This window comes from Sphingobacterium sp. SRCM116780 (assembly GCF_021442025.1).
Classification (GTDB): Bacteria; Bacteroidota; Bacteroidia; order Sphingobacteriales; family Sphingobacteriaceae; genus Sphingobacterium.
Window position 1 is genome coordinate 1,103,811 of sequence record NZ_CP090446.1, and the last position, 16,583, is coordinate 1,120,393.

Sequence of the window (16,583 nt, forward strand, 5' to 3'; positions counted from 1 at the left end):
AAGGCCTATTCTTTTATAATGGAAAATAATGATTATTTGTACATTTCAGCACGTTGTGCTTGTACAACTTCACTATTGATATATTCATCGTAAGTCATTAATTTATCAATGATTCCTCTAGGAGTCAATTCAATAATACGATTGGCTACAGTTTCTGTTAACTCGTGGTCACGAGATGTGAACAACATAGAACCTTTGAAATCTACCATACCGTTGTTTAATGCCGTGATAGACTCTAAATCCAAGTGGTTGGTTGGTTCATCAAAGATTAAGAAATTTGCTCCTTGAAGCATCATTCTGGAGAACATACAACGCATCTTTTCACCTCCAGATAGCACAGAACATTTTTTCAATACTTCTTCGCCAGAGAACAACATTTTTCCTAAGAATCCACGGATGAATTGCTCATCAGCCTCAGGGTTTGTGGTGTAATCTCTTAACCAATCAACTAAGTTTTCTGTTCTACCTTCAAAGAAAGGTGAGTTATCCATTGGCATATCAGCAGGGGTGATGGTAATGCCCCATTTAATATCACCTTTGTAATCTTTATCACGACCAGAGATGATATCGTAAAATGCAGAAGTAACCAATGAATTTGGTCCTAATACAGCAATTTTATCACCTTTATTAATCATGAATGTAATGTCTTTAAAGAACACCTCTCCGTTCACGGTTTTACCCAATCCTTCTACTTGCAACGTTTGATCTCCTGGCTCTCTGTTCATCGTGTTGAACATGATCGCTGGATATTTACGGTTAGAAGGTTTGATCTCATCGATGTTGATTTTATCTAAAGCTTTCTTACGAGAAGTCGCTTGTTTAGATTTTGAAGCATTAGCGGAGAATCGACGGATAAATTCTTGTAATTCTTTTACTTTATCTTCTGTTTTCTTGTTTTGATCCGTACGTTGTTTTAATGCCAATTGTGAAGATTCGTACCAGAAAGAATAGTTACCCGTATAAATGGTCATCTTACCAAAATCAATATCTACAGTATGTGTACATACAGCATCTAAGAAGTGACGGTCATGGGATACAACCAATACAATTGCTTCATAAGAAGCTAAGAAATCTTCTAACCATGCAATGGTATTGATATCCAAATCATTGGTAGGCTCATCAAGAATTAAAATATCAGGTTTACCAAATAATGCTTGTGCCAATAAGACACGTACCTTTTGGTTACCATCGATTTCGGATACTAATTTATAATGGAACTCTTCCTTGATACCTAAACTACTCAATAGGGTAGCGGCATTGGACTCCGCGTTCCAACCGTCCATTTCCGCGAATAAGCTTTCTAATTCACCTGCACGTTCACCATCTGCATCAGAGAAATCCTCTTTCATATAGATGGCATCTTTCTCTTTCATGATTTTGTACAGTTCTTTATTACCCATCATGACGGTTTCCAATACGGTAAATTCATCAAAAGCATAGTGATCTTGACTCAAGACGGACATGCGATCTCCAGGGGTAAAAGCAACGGAACCTGTAGAAGGATCAATGTCGCCTGAAACAATTTTCAAGAAAGTTGATTTTCCAGCTCCATTAGCACCAATAATACCGTAACAGTTTCCAGGTGTGAATTTTAGATTGACATCTTCGAATAGTACTCGTTTACCATAACGAAGGGAAAGATTTGACACATTAATCATGCGGCAAAGATACGCTTTATTTCTAATATTTTTTAGTGGATTTTGAAAGGTAATACCTGTTTATAGGCAATGTATTGGCTTTGCTAATTTTTGACCTTTAATTATCTATAGTTCGTAATAAGTTCTACAGAGCAGGCGTATCTGGTCTGGGATTTATTTCATTTACATGCCCATTAGAAACCGGAGCGATTGAGTTTATTATTCAAAAAACTAAGTAATTCCAGCAAACCATTTCGTGTACCTTCAAAGTAATTGCCTTTTTTAAATTCAGGAATAAAATAGCCTTGTATAATTTTACTTGTCTCCTCATCGCTTAGTATATTTTGTATTCCCAAACTGTTGTGTATCCGCATTTGGCGGAATTCTTTGCTTATGGCAATAAAAATAGCGGAGTTATTGTTTTTTTGCTCCATACCCCAGACATTAGCAAGTCTGAATGTATAGTCCTCGAAATCTTTAGCATCCGTGCTAAAACTACCTAATGTTGTCACGGCTATATGAATGTGACTGCGTTTCTCAAAGTCCTGCATCAAGCTGTCAAGTTGGTGCTTTTCACGCTCGGTGAATAGTGCTTCAAAATCAATCGTTGACCTCCATACGGTATCTGGAAATGTAACTACACGCATCAAAATATCATCTTTGGGACGTGGAATACTTATTGTTTTGGGAGTTGGTTGCGCACACAGTATGGAAAGTTGCAGGCAACTTAAAAATAGAAGTAATATACGTGTTGATGTTTTCATGCTTGACTATTTTTTTCTTATATAATTCGCGATCCCGGGTATTACAATCTGTGGCTTATAGGCTTTATCCTTGGACTAAGCTTGAATGACGGTGTTCCTTTAGCTTTTTAACAAGTTGCACAGATCTTCTGTACAGTGACTTAAAAATTTTTATGTTATCATGCATGTTTAAAGCATACATGATAATATCATTTATTATGAGCTGGATTTTTTAATTGAAATTTATTTAAAAGAAATTTTCCGAATATGAAATAGAGGAACATAACCGTTAATCCTCCTATTATAAATCCATTTTCGAAAAATTTAGAAAAACCATATTGATTGCAGAATAAACCGATACCTAATATGAACTGAACGAGGGCGTAATAAATATTTCCTTTTGAGCTAAAACCAAAAAGTCCTAAGAAATGTGTTTTGGTAATTCCGAAGATAAAATGAGGCATTGCATTGATTAATAATGCACCAATAACAAAGTCAATGAGTTTCATTTTTGCAATGATTAATGTAAAATTTAAATTTGTTCATACAATAGCCCCGCTGATCCTATTGGTTTTTGTGAGTAAGGATCAGCAGGGCTAGAAATGCATCTTATTTTTTATATCAAAGTAAAAACGTCAATTTTCAACGTAATTCCTCTTATTTAAAATGGTAAAGAAATATGACATCCCCAACATATGCAGGTTTGGCAGCATCTTTAATAAATAAAGTAGCCTCAATGATTACTTTAATGACACCTCTTAAATTTGTAACCGATTTAACTTTTGCTTGCAATTGAACTTCACTATTCACTAAAACTGCCTGACCAAACTTTAGATTTTCGATTCCATAATTGATTTCCATTTTCACATTTTGAACATCTGCAATCTGTTTCCAAAGGTAGGGTATCAGTGAAAGTGTCAAGTAGCCGTGGGCAATTGTTGATTTGAATGGGCCTTCTGATACCGCTTTTTCTTCATCGACATGAATCCATTGATGATCTAATGTTGCATCTGCAAAACTATTGATTTGCTTTTGATCTATTTTATGCCAATCGGATACGCCCAAAAGCTTTCCCTCAAAAGCTTTATATGCTTCATAACTATTGATTATAATCATACTTATTTCATGTGTTTGGTTAAAAAAATCGTTTGTTATTATATTGATACAACAATTTGTTGCATCAATATAACGATTATATGTGAAAATCGTTTGAAAACTTTAACGAAATTTAACTTTAGATAGTATTGAAGTCAAATCAATTTAATTGACCTTTTAAGCTAATAGGATATAAATAAGCAAGTTATTTTTGAGATACACAGATTTACTTATTGTTTCTTCATTCAGGAAATATGAATTGTATAAGAATTTATACCTAGTTAAGTGGTTTCAACGATTAAATACGCTTAAACATTTGTGTAGCATACGTTTTTTTCTTCTATATATTCCTATTTTTCTGATAGACCAAAAATAGCAACATGCTTATTTTTAATGTATAAATTAAAGGTTTGTTCTGCGATATCATAACTAAGGTCTTTGTTTTCAAGTACCTGATAGAGATCCGTTTCAATATTTTCTCCCATACAGGCTCTCATGGTACTGCCTATATTTGGAAATGTGATTTTATTATTGGTTATGATAAATGGACCGAAAAAGTTGTTGCAACTGGAATTTCCAGATACGCGTCCTTTATCGGCATCAAATAAAATGTAGGCATTGTATTTTCCAACTTCTTTTCCGTTAAGGCTGATTAGCTTCCATTTAAATTTGGATAAAAATGTGGCAACAGTAGGTAAAGAGTCGCTTTTTTTGGAAGCTTTTTTCTCTACTATTTTTACAAGTTCAAATACGTAAGCAGAAGCATCTTGCGGAGGATTTTCTACCTTTTTGCGATTCACAATTATTTTGTAGGTATAGCCTTCTTGATAATCAAAATCTTTAATTCCATCATGAAAATATTCCCAATTACCTTTTGAATTGTATTTTACTTGCAAACATTTCATGTTGCCAACCCCAGTACAATCGACCAACTTATCATTGATTTCTAGGACCATTTGATCTTCTTTACCGATTGATTTTTGTATTGTTTTCACCAGTTGATAACGATAATTAGGTTTGTGAGATGCTGAATTTTCTAATTTTGTTCTCTTAACACGCAATTCATAATTGAAATTGGGATCATAATTGAAATGATCGATTGCAGCATAAAATGGTTCCCAATGTGCACTGTTAGAATATTTTACCTGTAATGCTTTCTGTTGTGGAACCCCACTTTTCACTTCAATTGTAAAAGTATTTGTTTGTGCGGAGGAGCTGAAACTTATTGTTGATAAAGAAAGTAAGAATAGGGTTGAAAATTTGATCATATACTTTTATATTATTAAGTAAAACGTTGTGCCATTAAAAAATATTGTATTTTTAACGTATGAATTTTTTGAATAGAATTATTGTTTTTTCTTTTTTATTCGCACTATTCCATGTTGGATACGCACAAGATAATAAGCCTATCTTTAAATCACAAAAGGCATTGGGAGCAATTGAAAATAAAGAATTGGATGAGCTCTCAGGAATCCTTAATGCCAAGCAAGCATCCTATTTTTGGGTTCATAACGATAGTGGAGATCGTGCGCGCATTTTTTTGATTGATAAGAAATGTAGATTACGCTGTACGTATGAATTGGATGCTGTTAAAGTCGTTGATTGTGAAGATATCGCTAGGATAGAGATCGATAAAAAATCTTTTTTGATTTTGGCAGATATAGGCGATAATCTAGCTGTTCGAAGAAATGTTAAGCTTTATATTTTCCCTGAACCAGAATATAAAGAGGGAGATGCTTCCACCATTCATATTGCACAAGAACAGATTAGGACAATCACTTTAAAATATAAGGATGGCTCTAGGGACGCAGAAGCTTTGTTTGTCGATCCTATAGACCAGCAATTGTATATCATTTCAAAAAGAGATTTTCAATCCATCGTCTATAAGACTTCTGATTTCAACCCGTTGAAAAACAATTACGTTACACTTGTACCAACCCAAAAGTTACCCTTTACTTTTGCGACTGCTGCAGACATTAGTCCTTCAGGAAATGCCATCATCATTAAAAACTTGACAGCGATTTTCTATTGGGAAAGAAATCCGAATGAATCGGTGCTCCAAACATTAGCAAAAAAAACAACTGTAATTCCTTATGATCCTGAACCTCAGGGAGAGGCAATTACTTTTGATCGAGATGGAACAGGTTTTTATACCATAAGTGAATCCCCGTTTGGACTAAAATCTTATCTTTATTTTTTTGAAAAACAGTAATAATAAGTATGAAAAGTAACTTCAAATATTGGTTAATGAGTTTTGCTTATATCTTCTTATTGACAAGTAGTTATGCGGCAACAGTTGATACCTTAACGATCAACAGTAAAACGATGAACAAAGGCATTAAGAATGTGATTATCCTTCCTGAAAAATATGATAAGGAACAGCAGTATCCCGTTTTGTATTTATTACATGGTTATAGTGGAAGATATGATAATTGGGTGAATAATGTTGATGAGATAAAGAAATTGGTAGATTTTTATCATTACATCGTTGTTTGTCCAGATGGGGGTTTTGATAGTTGGTACTGGGATGTAAAAGGAGACCAAAATTATCAATATGAAACCTTTGTGAGTGAAGAATTACCAACGTATATAGATGCACATTATGCGACAAAAAATGATCGGTCTGCACGTGCCATATCGGGACTAAGTATGGGGGGACATGGAGCGCTATCACTGGCTTTCAAACATCAAGATGTATATGGGGCTGCTGGCAGTACTTCAGGAGGGCTTGATATTCGACCTTTTCCAATGAATTGGAATATCAAAAATAGAATTGGTTCGTATGCGGCTCATCCGCAAGAATGGGAAAGTAAATCAGTAATCAATATGATTAATTTACTGGAACCGAATAAACTGGCATTGATTATTGATTGTGGAAGAGAAGATTTCTTTTATAAAGTGAATATGGCATTTCATGATAAATTGGACTATGCTAACATCCCACATACTTTTATTACCCGTGCAGGAGCACATAATTGGGAATACTGGTCTAAATCAATTGTTTACCAAATGGCTTTTTTTCATGATTTTTTTAACAAAAAACAGTAGAGAAAAAATAGAATAAATAATTGGCTGTTTTGAATAAATGATATAACTTTGTACGATCGAAATCTTTATTAATTTATTATAAACTTAACTATACAAAGCCTTGCTAACCACAAGGCTTTTTTTATCTTTGAGAAAATCACTAAATTTAAAAAATGCTACACTCATTGAAGTCAATTTTACCCATACTATTTTGTTTTCTTTTTATTTCCTATCAAAGTACTGCGCAAAGTAAATTTCAATATTCTGGATATGTGAAGAACGCTGCCAATGGGGAGACGTTAATTGGAGCAGTTATCCGTGGGGCAGATGCAACTCAAATTACAAGAACCAATAATTACGGTTTTTATTCCATTCAATTACCTGCAGGAAATCAATCGATTACTATATCCTATGTGGGTTTTGAAGATCGTACTTTCGAGCTGGTCATACAGCGGGATAGCGTATTGAATATCGATATGAATCCTGAAGGTAAAAAGTTGGAAGAAGTTGTCGTTTCTGGAAGAAGAAAGATTGGAAATGTTTCTGGTGTGCAGACTGGGTTAGTGAAGTTAGAAGTAAAAGATATCAAAAATATACCGGTTGTTTTTGGAGAGCAGGATGTGCTAAAAACAATTCAATTATTACCTGGAGTTACTAGTGGAGGAGAAGGAAGTAGTTCTTTTTATGTTCGTGGAGGAGGAGGTGATCAGAACTTAATCTTACTGGACGAAGCTGCGGTCTATAATGCCTCGCATCTTTTTGGTTTTTTCTCAACATTTAATTCTGATGCCATTAAAGACGTGAATTTTTATAAGGGAGGTATGCCTGCTTATTTTGGAGGAAAAGTGTCTTCGGTTATGGATATCAGTATGATTGATGGTAATAATAAAAAGTTTGGTGTAGAAGGTGGAATTGGTTTAATAGCTTCTAGGCTAAAAGTTGAAGGACCTATCGTGAAAGATAAAGGATCGTTTATGATTAGTGGACGCCGCACGTATGCAGACTTATTTTTAAAATTATCAAAAGATGATGATGTCAATAAAAGCAAATTGTTCTTCTATGATTTGAATGCGAAGCTTAATTACCGATTTGACGATAAAAATTCTTTATTCTTATCTGGTTATTTTGGTAAAGATGCTATGGCGTATGCTGACCTTTTTGATTTTAATTGGGGAAATACAACAGGTACCATTCGTTGGAATCATGTTTGGAATAACAAATTATTTAGTAATACAACATTCATCTTTAGTGATTTTAATTACAATGTGAATGTGGAAGATGATTCAAATTTTAAGATAATTTCTAAAATTAAGAATTTCAATCTGAAACAAGATTTTCAATATTATCCGAATAATGATCACCAAATCCGTTTTGGACTTCAGACATCTGTTCAGACAATCCGCCCTGCAAGTCTTTATGGAGGAGAGGGGGCTCAAGTCAATACCATTGAAATTGAACCGAGAAAAGGATTAGAAACGGCGATTTATGCATCTGATGAGTGGACAATTTCGGATAAGTTCAAAGCCTTATATGGGATACGACTCAACAATTATAGTATGTTAGGTCCTGGAACAATCTACAGTTTTGACAAGGAAGGAAATGTGTTAGAAAAAAATATATATGAGAAAAACGAACTTATTCAAAACTATCTGACACTAGAGCCCCGTATTTCATTAAATTATATGTTCAATGAAAATCAAAGTATAAAAGCTTCCTTCAATCGGAACTCGCAGAACCTGCATCAACTGACGAATACAACTTCAAGCCTACCAACTGATCAATTTGTTTTGAGTTCAAATAATATAAAACCACAGCTGGCCAATCAAGTGTCCTTGGGATATTTTCAAAATTTTGAAAATGCCAAATACGAAGCTTCAGTAGAGGCCTATTATAAAAATCTACAAAATCAAATTGATTTTAAAAATGGTGCTGATCTGCAAGCCAATGAGCTATTGGATGGGGAACTTTTATTTGGAAAAGGTCGAGCATATGGAATAGAATGGTTTTTCAAGAAAAATAGAGGAAAGTTGACAGGATGGTTGAGTTATACCTTATCTAAAAGTGAACGTCAGTTTGATCAGATCAATGCTGGAGCTTGGTTTAACGCCAGACAGGATAAGACGCATAATGTTGCCTTGGTTGCGATGTATAAATTGACGGAGAAATGGACATTAGGGTCTACATTTGTTTATTATACAGGAGATGCTGTTACCTTTCCTTCGGGAAAATATCAAGTTGATGGCAAGACATTATTCTATTATACCGATCGTAACAGTTACCGTATGCCGAATTATCATCGATTGGACCTATCTGCAACTTACGATCCTGGAGTTAAGGAAAATAAGAAATACTCTTCGTCTTGGTCATTTGGATTGTATAATGCCTATAACCGAAAAAATGCTTATTTAATTGACTTTAGAGAAAATGAGGATAACCCCAATATCACCGAAGCTTATCGAGTGGCTTTGTTTGGAATCATCCCTTCTGTAACTTGGAACTTTAAATTTTAATAATGAAACGATCATGTGTATTACCGTTCATAAACAGAAATGAATACTCTTGATCGTTTCATCACCTTTAAAAATAATATGTTGATGAAAATGAAAGCTATTCTTAACTATATTGTGCTGCTAAATGTGTTGTTATTATTTTCATGTGAAGATAAAATTGACCTTAATTTGGATTCTGTGGAAGGAAAATATGTGATCGTAGGGGATCTACATAACGCAGATAATGCACAAACAATCCGTATTCATCGTGCTGTTGATTTTTCAGCGAATTCGACAAACAATCCCGTGTTAGGAGCTGATGTGTTGGTGAAAAACCAAACAACAGGAAGAGAATATAAGTTTGTGGATGCTGGAAATGGGGATTATAATATTGCTAGAATGACGTTAAATGAAGGAGAATCTTATTCCTTATTTGTTCAAACGAAGGATGGAAATACCTTTGAGGCCAATTGTACAATGCCCCATTATGTCACTGTTGATTCGATTGGATTAGTTCGGAAAAAAATATTCAACGACGAGTATTTATATGTTTCCATGGGTTTTTTAGATCCTGTAAATAAGGAGAACTACTACAAATATAAATTAAAAGTGAACGATGGCGATTTTAAGTTTAGTGATGTGTTTAGCGATAAATTTAACAATGGACTAGAAGTAGAGCATGAAATCACAAATGAGGATAATGATTTAAAAATTGGAGATACAATAAAAGTGCTAAGACAATGTATTGCTAAAGAGGTCTATACATATTGGTCAAATATTAAAGAACAAAATCCAGGTTCGGCAGCTCCTGCAAACCCAATTTCGAATATTTCAAATGGCGCATTAGGCTATTTTAGCGTGAGTAGTGCACGTTATTATGATTTAGAGCTTATTGAGAAATAATCGGTTACTATAAAACTTCAAAGCGATAGTTTTTATCTAAAAGATATTGAATGGTTTTAGGCAATGCATATTGAACGCGGGGAACGGCTTTTATATTATCGTGAAAAACAATAATGGAACCATTTTCGGTATTTTTAATTGCATTTTCTAAGCATTTTTCTGGTGTTAGCTGAAGATCAAAATCACCTGTTAGGACGTCCCACATAATAATTTGATAGCGGGAATACAATTTTTTTAACTGTGATTTTTTAGCTCTTCCGTATGGAGGTCTGAAAAGATTGCTTTTTGTTAATTCTTGACATCTTTGCACATTTTCTAAATAAACATCATCGTTTGTTTCCCATCCTTTCAAATGGCTGTAGGTATGATTTCCTACTTGATGTCCTTCAAGTAAAATTCTTTCGAATAAATGTGGATTTTTTTTAATATTTTCACCTACGCAAAAGAAAGTAGCCTTGATATTAAAATGTTGTAAGGTGTCTAAAATAAAAGAAGTTAATTCTGGAATAGGCCCATCGTCAAATGTTAGGTATATTTTATTTTCTTTTCTTGTTTTATTCCAAATAGATTTAGAATAAAACATTTTAAGAAAGAAGGGCGCTTTAACAAAATACATACTTTATTTTTAGCAAAAATATTAAAACTATACAGTTCTTACTATGGACGATAGAAAAAATTATAAAAAAATGGCTTTTATGACCATTGTGTTCTCGGTGATGGGGTATGTTAGCTTTGGACAGCAGGTAACAGTTGAGGATGCAATTCGGATCACCTTAGAGAAAAATTTACAAGTTAAGCAGGCAGTACTAAATAAGGATCTTGCCGCACAAGATGTGTATCAAGCAAAATCAAATCTGTATCCAGATTTACATCTTAATGCCAGTCAAAGATTTAATAATGGACTTGCGTTTGACCAGGTTTCTGGGACGTTGATCACAGGAAATAAATGGACAACGGCATCAGGAGCTAGTTTAGCTTCCAACGTAACTATTTTTCAAGGATTCCAAAAGATTAATCAGATTAAGGCAAATAAATTATTATTGGAATCATCTGCGACCCAAATTGAGAAAATAAAATATGATTTGACCTTGTCGGTATTGGTGAATTATTTAGAAGCAATCACGAACAACGAATTAATGATCGCTAGTCAGCAGCAAATTTTGCTATCCAAAGAACAGGTCAAAACCGATTCTATACAGTTTGAGGTGGGCAATAAAACACTAGCTGATTTGTCCCAGTCCAAAAATCAAGTGGCAACAGATGAATTAAATTTGGTGAATGCTCGGAATGCTTATGAATCGTCATTATTAGCGTTGAAGCAATTGATGGAGTTATCTCCTCAATCAGATTTGCAGTTGGTTAAACCTCAGATTGAATCTGTCGATAATGCTTTACATAACTATGCTGCTACGGAAGTTTTTGAAAAAGCAAAGAGTTTCAATCCCGAAGTGAAGAAGGCGCAGGTGGATAAAGAAGTCGCGTTAAAACAAATAGATATAGCCAAAGGAGGGTATTATCCTACGGTCTCGGTTGGTGTAAGTTATGGAACGAATTATTCTTCTGAAGGAAAGGATTATTTGACGGGAGCATATATGCCCTTTGGAGATCAATTGAATCAGAATAAATCGTTTGGGTCTAACATTACCTTGTCTGTACCTATTCTGAATAATAACCGCAATAAAATAAATGTGTCGAAAGCTAAAATTAACTTACAATTGGCTGAAACCAATGAGCAGTTCTTAGCGACAAATTTAAATAAAACCGTTAATCAGGCGGTACTAGACCTTTCTGCTGCAACACAGCGTTACCAATCGAGTATATCCGCTTTTAAGAGTTCTACAGATGCTTTTCAAGTTATCAAAGAACGTTATGACATCGGTATGGCGAATGGTATTGAATTATTCACAGCACAAACAAATAGAAATAAAGCAGAATTTGATTTGATTCAAGCAAAATATAATATGATCTTTAAAGATAAAATTATTGACTATTATATTGGAAATCCTATTAAATTTGATGTCAATTAACCTTTAATGAAAATCTGAAATGGCTAAAAAGAAAAGTAAATTACCAAAAATCATATTAATAGTTGCAGTTGTTATTTTAGTATTGGTTTTAGTGGGCAGTAAATTGGGATGGTTCGGAAAAGGGGATGTTGTAAAAGTTGCGGTGGATCCTGTGAAAGAAATGAATATCAATGAACTGGTTTCTGCGAGTGGAAAGATTCAACCCGAGTTTGAAGTGAAATTAAGTTCCGAGGTATCAGGAGAGGTTGTTGAATTAAATATTAAAGAGGGAGATATTGTTAAAAAAGGCCAAGTTTTATGTCGTATTAAACCAGATATTTTGCAATCTGGATACGAACGTTCAATTGCTACACTCAATTCTCAAAAAGCAAATTTGGCAGCTGCGCAACAACAGTTGAAACAACAACAAGCGAATTTTAGTAATGTTCAAGCGACATATAAGAGAAATCTAGAACTGTTTAACAAAAGAGTGATCTCAGCTGCTGAGATGGATAAGAGTTCATCTGAATATAATTCTGCTTTAGCTGCTATTGAAGCACAAAAACAGAATGTCCTTTCTACTAAATTTGGTATTGACCAGTCGCAAGCGACCGTAAAAGAAGCAAAAGATAATCTCGATCGTACTACGATTTATTCACCAAGTGATGGTGTTGTTTCTTTACTTTCTATTGAATTAGGAGAACGTGTAGTAGGAACGGCTCAGATGGCCGGAACTGAAATTATGCGCATCGCTAATTTGGATGCTATGGAAGTGAATGTCGATGTGAATGAAAATGATATTAATCGTGTGCGTGTAGGTAATGAAGCTGAAATTGAAGTTGATGCTTATCAGGATCGTAAATTTAAAGGAATTGTAACTGAAATTGCTTCTTCATCCAAAAATATAGCAACGACCACAGGTACTTCTTCGACAGAACAGGTAACCAACTTTAATGTGAAAGTGCGTATTCAAATTGATTCCTATGCAGACTTATTAAAAGAGAATCGTGTTTCTCCTTTTAAACCAGGTTTGTCTGCGACAGTTCAAATATTTACTCAACATCAGAAAGGGTTAGCCATTCCAATACAATCGGTAACGATAAGAAATGGTACAGGAGCAGATAGTTTAAGTACAGATAGCTTGAAAGAATATGTCTTTGTACTTAAAGATGGCGTTGTGAAACAAACAGTTGTGAAAACGGGTATTCAGGATGATAAAAATATCATCATTTCATCAGGACTGAAAAAAGGAGATGAGGTTGTTTCTAGACCATTTGATGCTATCTCTAAAACACTGAAAGATAATAGTAAAGTAGAAAAAGTCGATAAGAATACTTTATAGATAAAGTATTGGATGTTTATAACACAAAAGGCTTTGATTTTCAAAGCCTTTTGTGTTATAAACAAAAATTTTAGTCATTTAAATACAAAAAAATTATTGTGATGCGCGAATTTTTTAAATATTTTAATTTTTCTAGAGCTGAACAGAATGGCCTCTTTGTGTTGTTTATTCTGATTTTGTTGCTATTCAGTTTTCCTTATATTTTAAATATATTTAATCCTACTGATTTCGATGCATACAAAATTCAAGCTTTTGAACAAAAAGACAGCGATACAATCACTTTTGAAAAAACTAAAAAACAAGGGTTTACTTCAGATCGAAGTCAAGCACCTGCTCATCATCTGGAGCCAATAAGTCCTACATTTCGATTTGATCCCAATACCTTAGATGATGCAGGATGGCTAGGTTTAGGATTTACGGAAAAGCAAATTAAGGTAATCAATAATTATAGAAACAAAGGTGGACGGTTTTATAAAAAGGAAGATCTATCCAAAATTTATTCGATTTCGACAATACAATATAAACGTTTAGAAAGCTTTATTGAGATTGAAAGTAGTGATCCATCAGATAACAAGCAGGAGGGTGGTTTGCCGAATCAAAACACGAAATTTCAAAACAATAAATTTGTACAAACGATTGTTGATATTAATACCGGCGATACAACAGCCTTTATCAAGTTAAAAGGTATAGGTTCTTCTTATGCAAGACGAATCGTTAAGTATCGGGAATCTTTAGGAGGTTACATACGTGTAGAACAAATAAAGGAAATTTATGGACTGCCTCCGGAAACATTTGAAAGTATCCTTCCATATTTAAAAATCAGTGCTAATCCTCCAATTTCTAAGCTCCAGATCAATGAAATAGATAGTAAATCCTTAGCTAAACATCCATATATTAGTGATAAACAAGCGATAGCTATCGTAAATTATCGTCTTCAACACGGAAATTATCGTAATTTAGACGATTTAAGTAAAGTTGCCTTGGTGGATGATGACCTATTGCGCAAACTTGCTGCATATTTAACATTTTAAAAGATGCTCGAAGAAAAATTAAAACGTGTTATTCGTGATGTACACGATTTTCCAAAACCTGGAATTGTCTTTAAAGATATTACCCCCTTATTACAAGATGCAACGCTTTGTACGGAAATGGTCGATGCATTCGTAGAAGCCGTAAAAGATTGGGACTTGGACGCAATAGCAGGAATTGAAAGCAGAGGTTTCTTATTTGGAATGATGTTGGCCAATCGCTTACAGATACCTTTTATTCCAATCCGTAAGCAAGGAAAACTGCCTTTTCATACCATTTCAGAATCCTATGCTTTGGAATACGGACAAGCCACGATAGAAATGCATGAAGATGCCTTTATAAAAGGCAGCAAAATTTTGATTCACGATGATTTATTGGCTACAGGTGGTACTGTCGTTGCGGCAAGTAAATTGATCGAAAAATTAGGGGGGCAAGTCGCTGGTTACTGTTTTGTCATCAGTTTAGATTTTTTACATAGCCAGGGGAGGTTAACCAGATTTAGCCCTGCTATTTTTTCATTAGCGCATTATCAATAATTTACTTTTAACAAGTATACGTTTGGTAAATATTGATGTAGAATTAAATAATTGTACTAATTAATAGACGAATATAATCATCTCCTATTTACTCCATGTTAAAGTTTCCAAAATTAACAGATATATAACGTGATATTGCTTAAATGGGGATCAGATGAAGCGTTATGTCCTAATTAATTGTCTATATATTTGAAGTAAGGATTTTTATTCAATATAAAAAACAATTCTTGCAAGATAATTGTTACAACAAAGTGGAAAATTGTACTATAGCATTTTATACTACAATATAACTTAATTATAACAGATAAACTAAAATTAGAACATTATGGAAATTAATCTTTTAAATTCTGCTAAAGAATTCTTTAACGATGATGTCTTATCCAAATTGGGCAATACAGTCGGAGAAGATAAAGAAAAAGTAAAATCAGGATTAGCAGCTATTATACCTGCAATTTTCTTAGGCTTACAGAAAGAATCAGGAACAGGGCTAAGTGCTATTTTAGAACAAGCTAAACAATATTTTGGCGACTTTAATTTTACAAATTTTTTAAAACCAAATGCTGAAACAGGGGAGATTAATGAATTGGTTGATACTGATCACAATGAACCTCAACATAAAGATTTGTTGCATACTATCTTTGGTAATAACCTCAGTACGATTGTTACAACTTTAGGTGGATTTTTGGGTAGCGGTGGCGGTACCATCCAAAAATTATTAGGCCTTTCTTTACCTGCTGTATTTTCGAGTTTAACACAAAATGGAACCAATTGGAATGCAAGTTCCATCACGAAATTATTAGATGATAATAAGAGTAATTTTGCAGCGGCCTTACCATCGGGTTTAGGGTTAGCAGCTTTTGGTACTTCATTTGCAAATGTAGATAATATCGTTTCTTCAACGACAGAGGCGACTAAACCTATTGAAGCTGTTTTAGTTCCAGTACCACTTTCGAAAGAAGAAGAACCCGTTGCTGCAGTTGTACCTCCAGTTATACCTCCTCCTGCAGAGCCAGTGAAAAGAGTGGAACCTATTATCCCTCCTGCACGTTTAGAACCATTACCGACTGAAGAGCCGAAATCTGGAGGTGGAGGAATTTGGAAAATTTTAATTCCTATTGTAATTATTGCTGTTTTATGGTTCTTGTTTGGAAAAGGATGTAAAGGTGATAAGGATAAAGTTGCTCCAATGGATACGGTGTCAAATAATGTTACAGATACAACTTCACAAGTGGTATCAAGTACGCCATCAGTAAGAGAAAGTTTAGAAGTTGAATTGCCTAATGGTGTAAAATTAAATGCTTTTAAAGGAGGAATCGAAGATCAACTGGTTCAGTTCTTAAAAACAGATTATAAAGCACTGGGTGAAGATGCATTGAAAGATAAATGGTTTAATTTTGATAATTTGAATTTCGAAACAAATACAGCTAAAGTGTTGCCAGAAAGTCAAGTTCAATTAGAAAATTTAGCTGCGATTTTGAAAGCGTTTCCAGCGGCTAAAATCAAGATCGGTGGTTATACAGACAAAACAGGAGATGAGAGCTATAATAAGAAATTATCCATGGAACGCGCTACTGTAGTCAAATCATATTTATCAGAAAATGGATTGAGTGGTCAAGTAATAGATGCCGAAGGATATGGTTCTGAGTTCGCTCAAGCTGCAGCCGATGCTCCAGAATCAGCACGTGTATTAGATCGTAAAGTTGCTGTAAGTGTAAGATAAATTTATAAATTTTAAAAAGCGGATTGAACTTACATTCAATCCGCTTTTTTTGTTTA

General features: G+C 34.1%; 15 protein-coding genes. 9 read left to right on the plus strand and 6 right to left on the minus strand.

Translation table 11 applies throughout. The annotated features are described in order from the left end of the window. Positions 1-32: 32 nt before the first annotated feature. The 5 genes from LZQ00_RS04805 to LZQ00_RS04825 all read right to left on the minus strand — a co-directional run bounded on the left by LZQ00_RS04805 (position 33) and on the right by LZQ00_RS04825 (position 4,743). On the minus strand, positions 33-1,658 hold the full coding sequence (locus LZQ00_RS04805; RefSeq protein WP_234512391.1) for an ABC-F family ATP-binding cassette domain-containing protein: 1,626 nt from the start codon (positions 1,656-1,658) through the stop codon (positions 33-35). A gap of 173 nt (positions 1,659-1,831) precedes the next feature. Then, complete coding sequence (locus tag LZQ00_RS04810) at positions 1,832-2,401, minus strand: TPM domain-containing protein (RefSeq protein ID WP_234512393.1); 570 nt, start codon at positions 2,399-2,401, stop codon at positions 1,832-1,834. 188 nt (positions 2,402-2,589) lie between these two features. Then, on the minus strand, positions 2,590-2,889 hold the full coding sequence (locus LZQ00_RS04815; protein WP_234512395.1) for a hypothetical protein: 300 nt from the start codon (positions 2,887-2,889) through the stop codon (positions 2,590-2,592). A 148-nt stretch (positions 2,890-3,037) separates the two neighbouring features. Beyond that, positions 3,038-3,496 carry a MaoC family dehydratase gene (locus tag LZQ00_RS04820; RefSeq protein WP_234512397.1) on the minus strand — a complete coding sequence of 153 codons (459 nt, stop codon included), beginning with the start codon at positions 3,494-3,496 and terminating at the stop codon, positions 3,038-3,040. 329 nt (positions 3,497-3,825) lie between these two features. Next, the gene (locus LZQ00_RS04825; protein ID WP_234512399.1) at positions 3,826-4,743 is read right to left on the minus strand and encodes a DUF4377 domain-containing protein; all 918 of its coding nucleotides are present in this window, start codon (positions 4,741-4,743) and stop codon (positions 3,826-3,828) included. Between the two features lie 59 nt (positions 4,744-4,802). Between LZQ00_RS04825 and LZQ00_RS04830 the strand changes: the two genes are divergently transcribed. The 4 genes from LZQ00_RS04830 (at position 4,803) to LZQ00_RS04845 (ending at position 9,894) form a co-directional block, all read left to right on the plus strand. Next, positions 4,803-5,687 carry a hypothetical protein gene (locus tag LZQ00_RS04830; RefSeq protein ID WP_234512401.1) on the plus strand — a complete coding sequence of 295 codons (885 nt, stop codon included), beginning with the start codon at positions 4,803-4,805 and terminating at the stop codon, positions 5,685-5,687. An 8-nt stretch (positions 5,688-5,695) separates the two neighbouring features. After that, complete coding sequence (locus LZQ00_RS04835; protein WP_234512403.1) at positions 5,696-6,523, plus strand: alpha/beta hydrolase; 828 nt, start codon at positions 5,696-5,698, stop codon at positions 6,521-6,523. 152 nt (positions 6,524-6,675) lie between these two features. Further along, entirely contained in the window at positions 6,676-9,012 is a 2,337-nt protein-coding gene (locus tag LZQ00_RS04840) for a TonB-dependent receptor (RefSeq protein WP_234512405.1), read from the plus strand. A gap of 39 nt (positions 9,013-9,051) precedes the next feature. Continuing rightward, on the plus strand, positions 9,052-9,894 hold the full coding sequence (locus tag LZQ00_RS04845) for a DUF4249 domain-containing protein (protein WP_234512407.1): 843 nt from the start codon (positions 9,052-9,054) through the stop codon (positions 9,892-9,894). A 7-nt stretch (positions 9,895-9,901) separates the two neighbouring features. On the opposite strand, the gene LZQ00_RS04850 is transcribed toward LZQ00_RS04845, so the two are convergent. Beyond that, the gene (locus LZQ00_RS04850; RefSeq protein WP_234512409.1) at positions 9,902-10,510 is read right to left on the minus strand and encodes a polysaccharide deacetylase family protein; all 609 of its coding nucleotides are present in this window, start codon (positions 10,508-10,510) and stop codon (positions 9,902-9,904) included. 43 nt (positions 10,511-10,553) lie between these two features. Here LZQ00_RS04850 and LZQ00_RS04855 point away from each other — a divergent pair, with 43 nt between their 5' ends. The 5 genes from LZQ00_RS04855 to LZQ00_RS04875 all read left to right on the plus strand — a co-directional run bounded on the left by LZQ00_RS04855 (position 10,554) and on the right by LZQ00_RS04875 (position 16,527). Next, positions 10,554-11,921, plus strand: a complete 1,368-nt coding sequence (locus LZQ00_RS04855; RefSeq protein ID WP_234512410.1) for a TolC family protein — start codon at positions 10,554-10,556, stop codon at positions 11,919-11,921. Between the two features lie 19 nt (positions 11,922-11,940). Then, the gene (locus LZQ00_RS04860) at positions 11,941-13,242 is read left to right on the plus strand and encodes an efflux RND transporter periplasmic adaptor subunit (protein WP_234512412.1); all 1,302 of its coding nucleotides are present in this window, start codon (positions 11,941-11,943) and stop codon (positions 13,240-13,242) included. 101 nt (positions 13,243-13,343) lie between these two features. After that, the gene (locus LZQ00_RS04865) at positions 13,344-14,273 is read left to right on the plus strand and encodes a helix-hairpin-helix domain-containing protein (RefSeq protein ID WP_234512414.1); all 930 of its coding nucleotides are present in this window, start codon (positions 13,344-13,346) and stop codon (positions 14,271-14,273) included. 3 nt (positions 14,274-14,276) lie between these two features. Then, positions 14,277-14,807 carry an adenine phosphoribosyltransferase gene (locus tag LZQ00_RS04870; RefSeq protein WP_234512416.1) on the plus strand — a complete coding sequence of 177 codons (531 nt, stop codon included), beginning with the start codon at positions 14,277-14,279 and terminating at the stop codon, positions 14,805-14,807. 325 nt (positions 14,808-15,132) lie between these two features. After that, a complete protein-coding gene (locus LZQ00_RS04875) occupies positions 15,133-16,527 on the plus strand; it encodes an OmpA family protein (RefSeq protein WP_234512418.1) in 1,395 nt (464 codons plus the stop codon). Positions 16,528-16,583: the final 56 nt, after the last annotated feature.

Bases quoted from the DNA above. Each gene is read 5' to 3' on its own strand.
- LZQ00_RS04805 (WP_234512391.1), bottom strand. From the start codon at position 1,658: ATGATTAATGTGTCAAATCTTTCCCTTCGTTATGGTAAACGAGTACTA.
- LZQ00_RS04810 (WP_234512393.1), bottom strand. From the start codon at position 2,401: ATGAAAACATCAACACGTATATTACTTCTATTTTTAAGTTGCCTGCAA.
- LZQ00_RS04845 (WP_234512407.1), top strand. From the start codon at position 9,052: ATGAATACTCTTGATCGTTTCATCACCTTTAAAAATAATATGTTGATG.
- LZQ00_RS04860 (WP_234512412.1), top strand. From the start codon at position 11,941: ATGGCTAAAAAGAAAAGTAAATTACCAAAAATCATATTAATAGTTGCA.
- LZQ00_RS04835 (WP_234512403.1), top strand. From the start codon at position 5,696: ATGAAAAGTAACTTCAAATATTGGTTAATGAGTTTTGCTTATATCTTC.
- LZQ00_RS04865 (WP_234512414.1), top strand. From the start codon at position 13,344: ATGCGCGAATTTTTTAAATATTTTAATTTTTCTAGAGCTGAACAGAAT.
- LZQ00_RS04830 (WP_234512401.1), top strand. From the start codon at position 4,803: ATGAATTTTTTGAATAGAATTATTGTTTTTTCTTTTTTATTCGCACTA.
- LZQ00_RS04875 (WP_234512418.1), top strand. From the start codon at position 15,133: ATGGAAATTAATCTTTTAAATTCTGCTAAAGAATTCTTTAACGATGAT.
- LZQ00_RS04855 (WP_234512410.1), top strand. From the start codon at position 10,554: ATGGACGATAGAAAAAATTATAAAAAAATGGCTTTTATGACCATTGTG.
- LZQ00_RS04820 (WP_234512397.1), bottom strand. From the start codon at position 3,496: ATGATTATAATCAATAGTTATGAAGCATATAAAGCTTTTGAGGGAAAG.
- LZQ00_RS04850 (WP_234512409.1), bottom strand. From the start codon at position 10,510: ATGTATTTTGTTAAAGCGCCCTTCTTTCTTAAAATGTTTTATTCTAAA.
- LZQ00_RS04840 (WP_234512405.1), top strand. From the start codon at position 6,676: ATGCTACACTCATTGAAGTCAATTTTACCCATACTATTTTGTTTTCTT.
- LZQ00_RS04815 (WP_234512395.1), bottom strand. From the start codon at position 2,889: ATGAAACTCATTGACTTTGTTATTGGTGCATTATTAATCAATGCAATG.
- LZQ00_RS04825 (WP_234512399.1), bottom strand. From the start codon at position 4,743: ATGATCAAATTTTCAACCCTATTCTTACTTTCTTTATCAACAATAAGT.
- LZQ00_RS04870 (WP_234512416.1), top strand. From the start codon at position 14,277: ATGCTCGAAGAAAAATTAAAACGTGTTATTCGTGATGTACACGATTTT.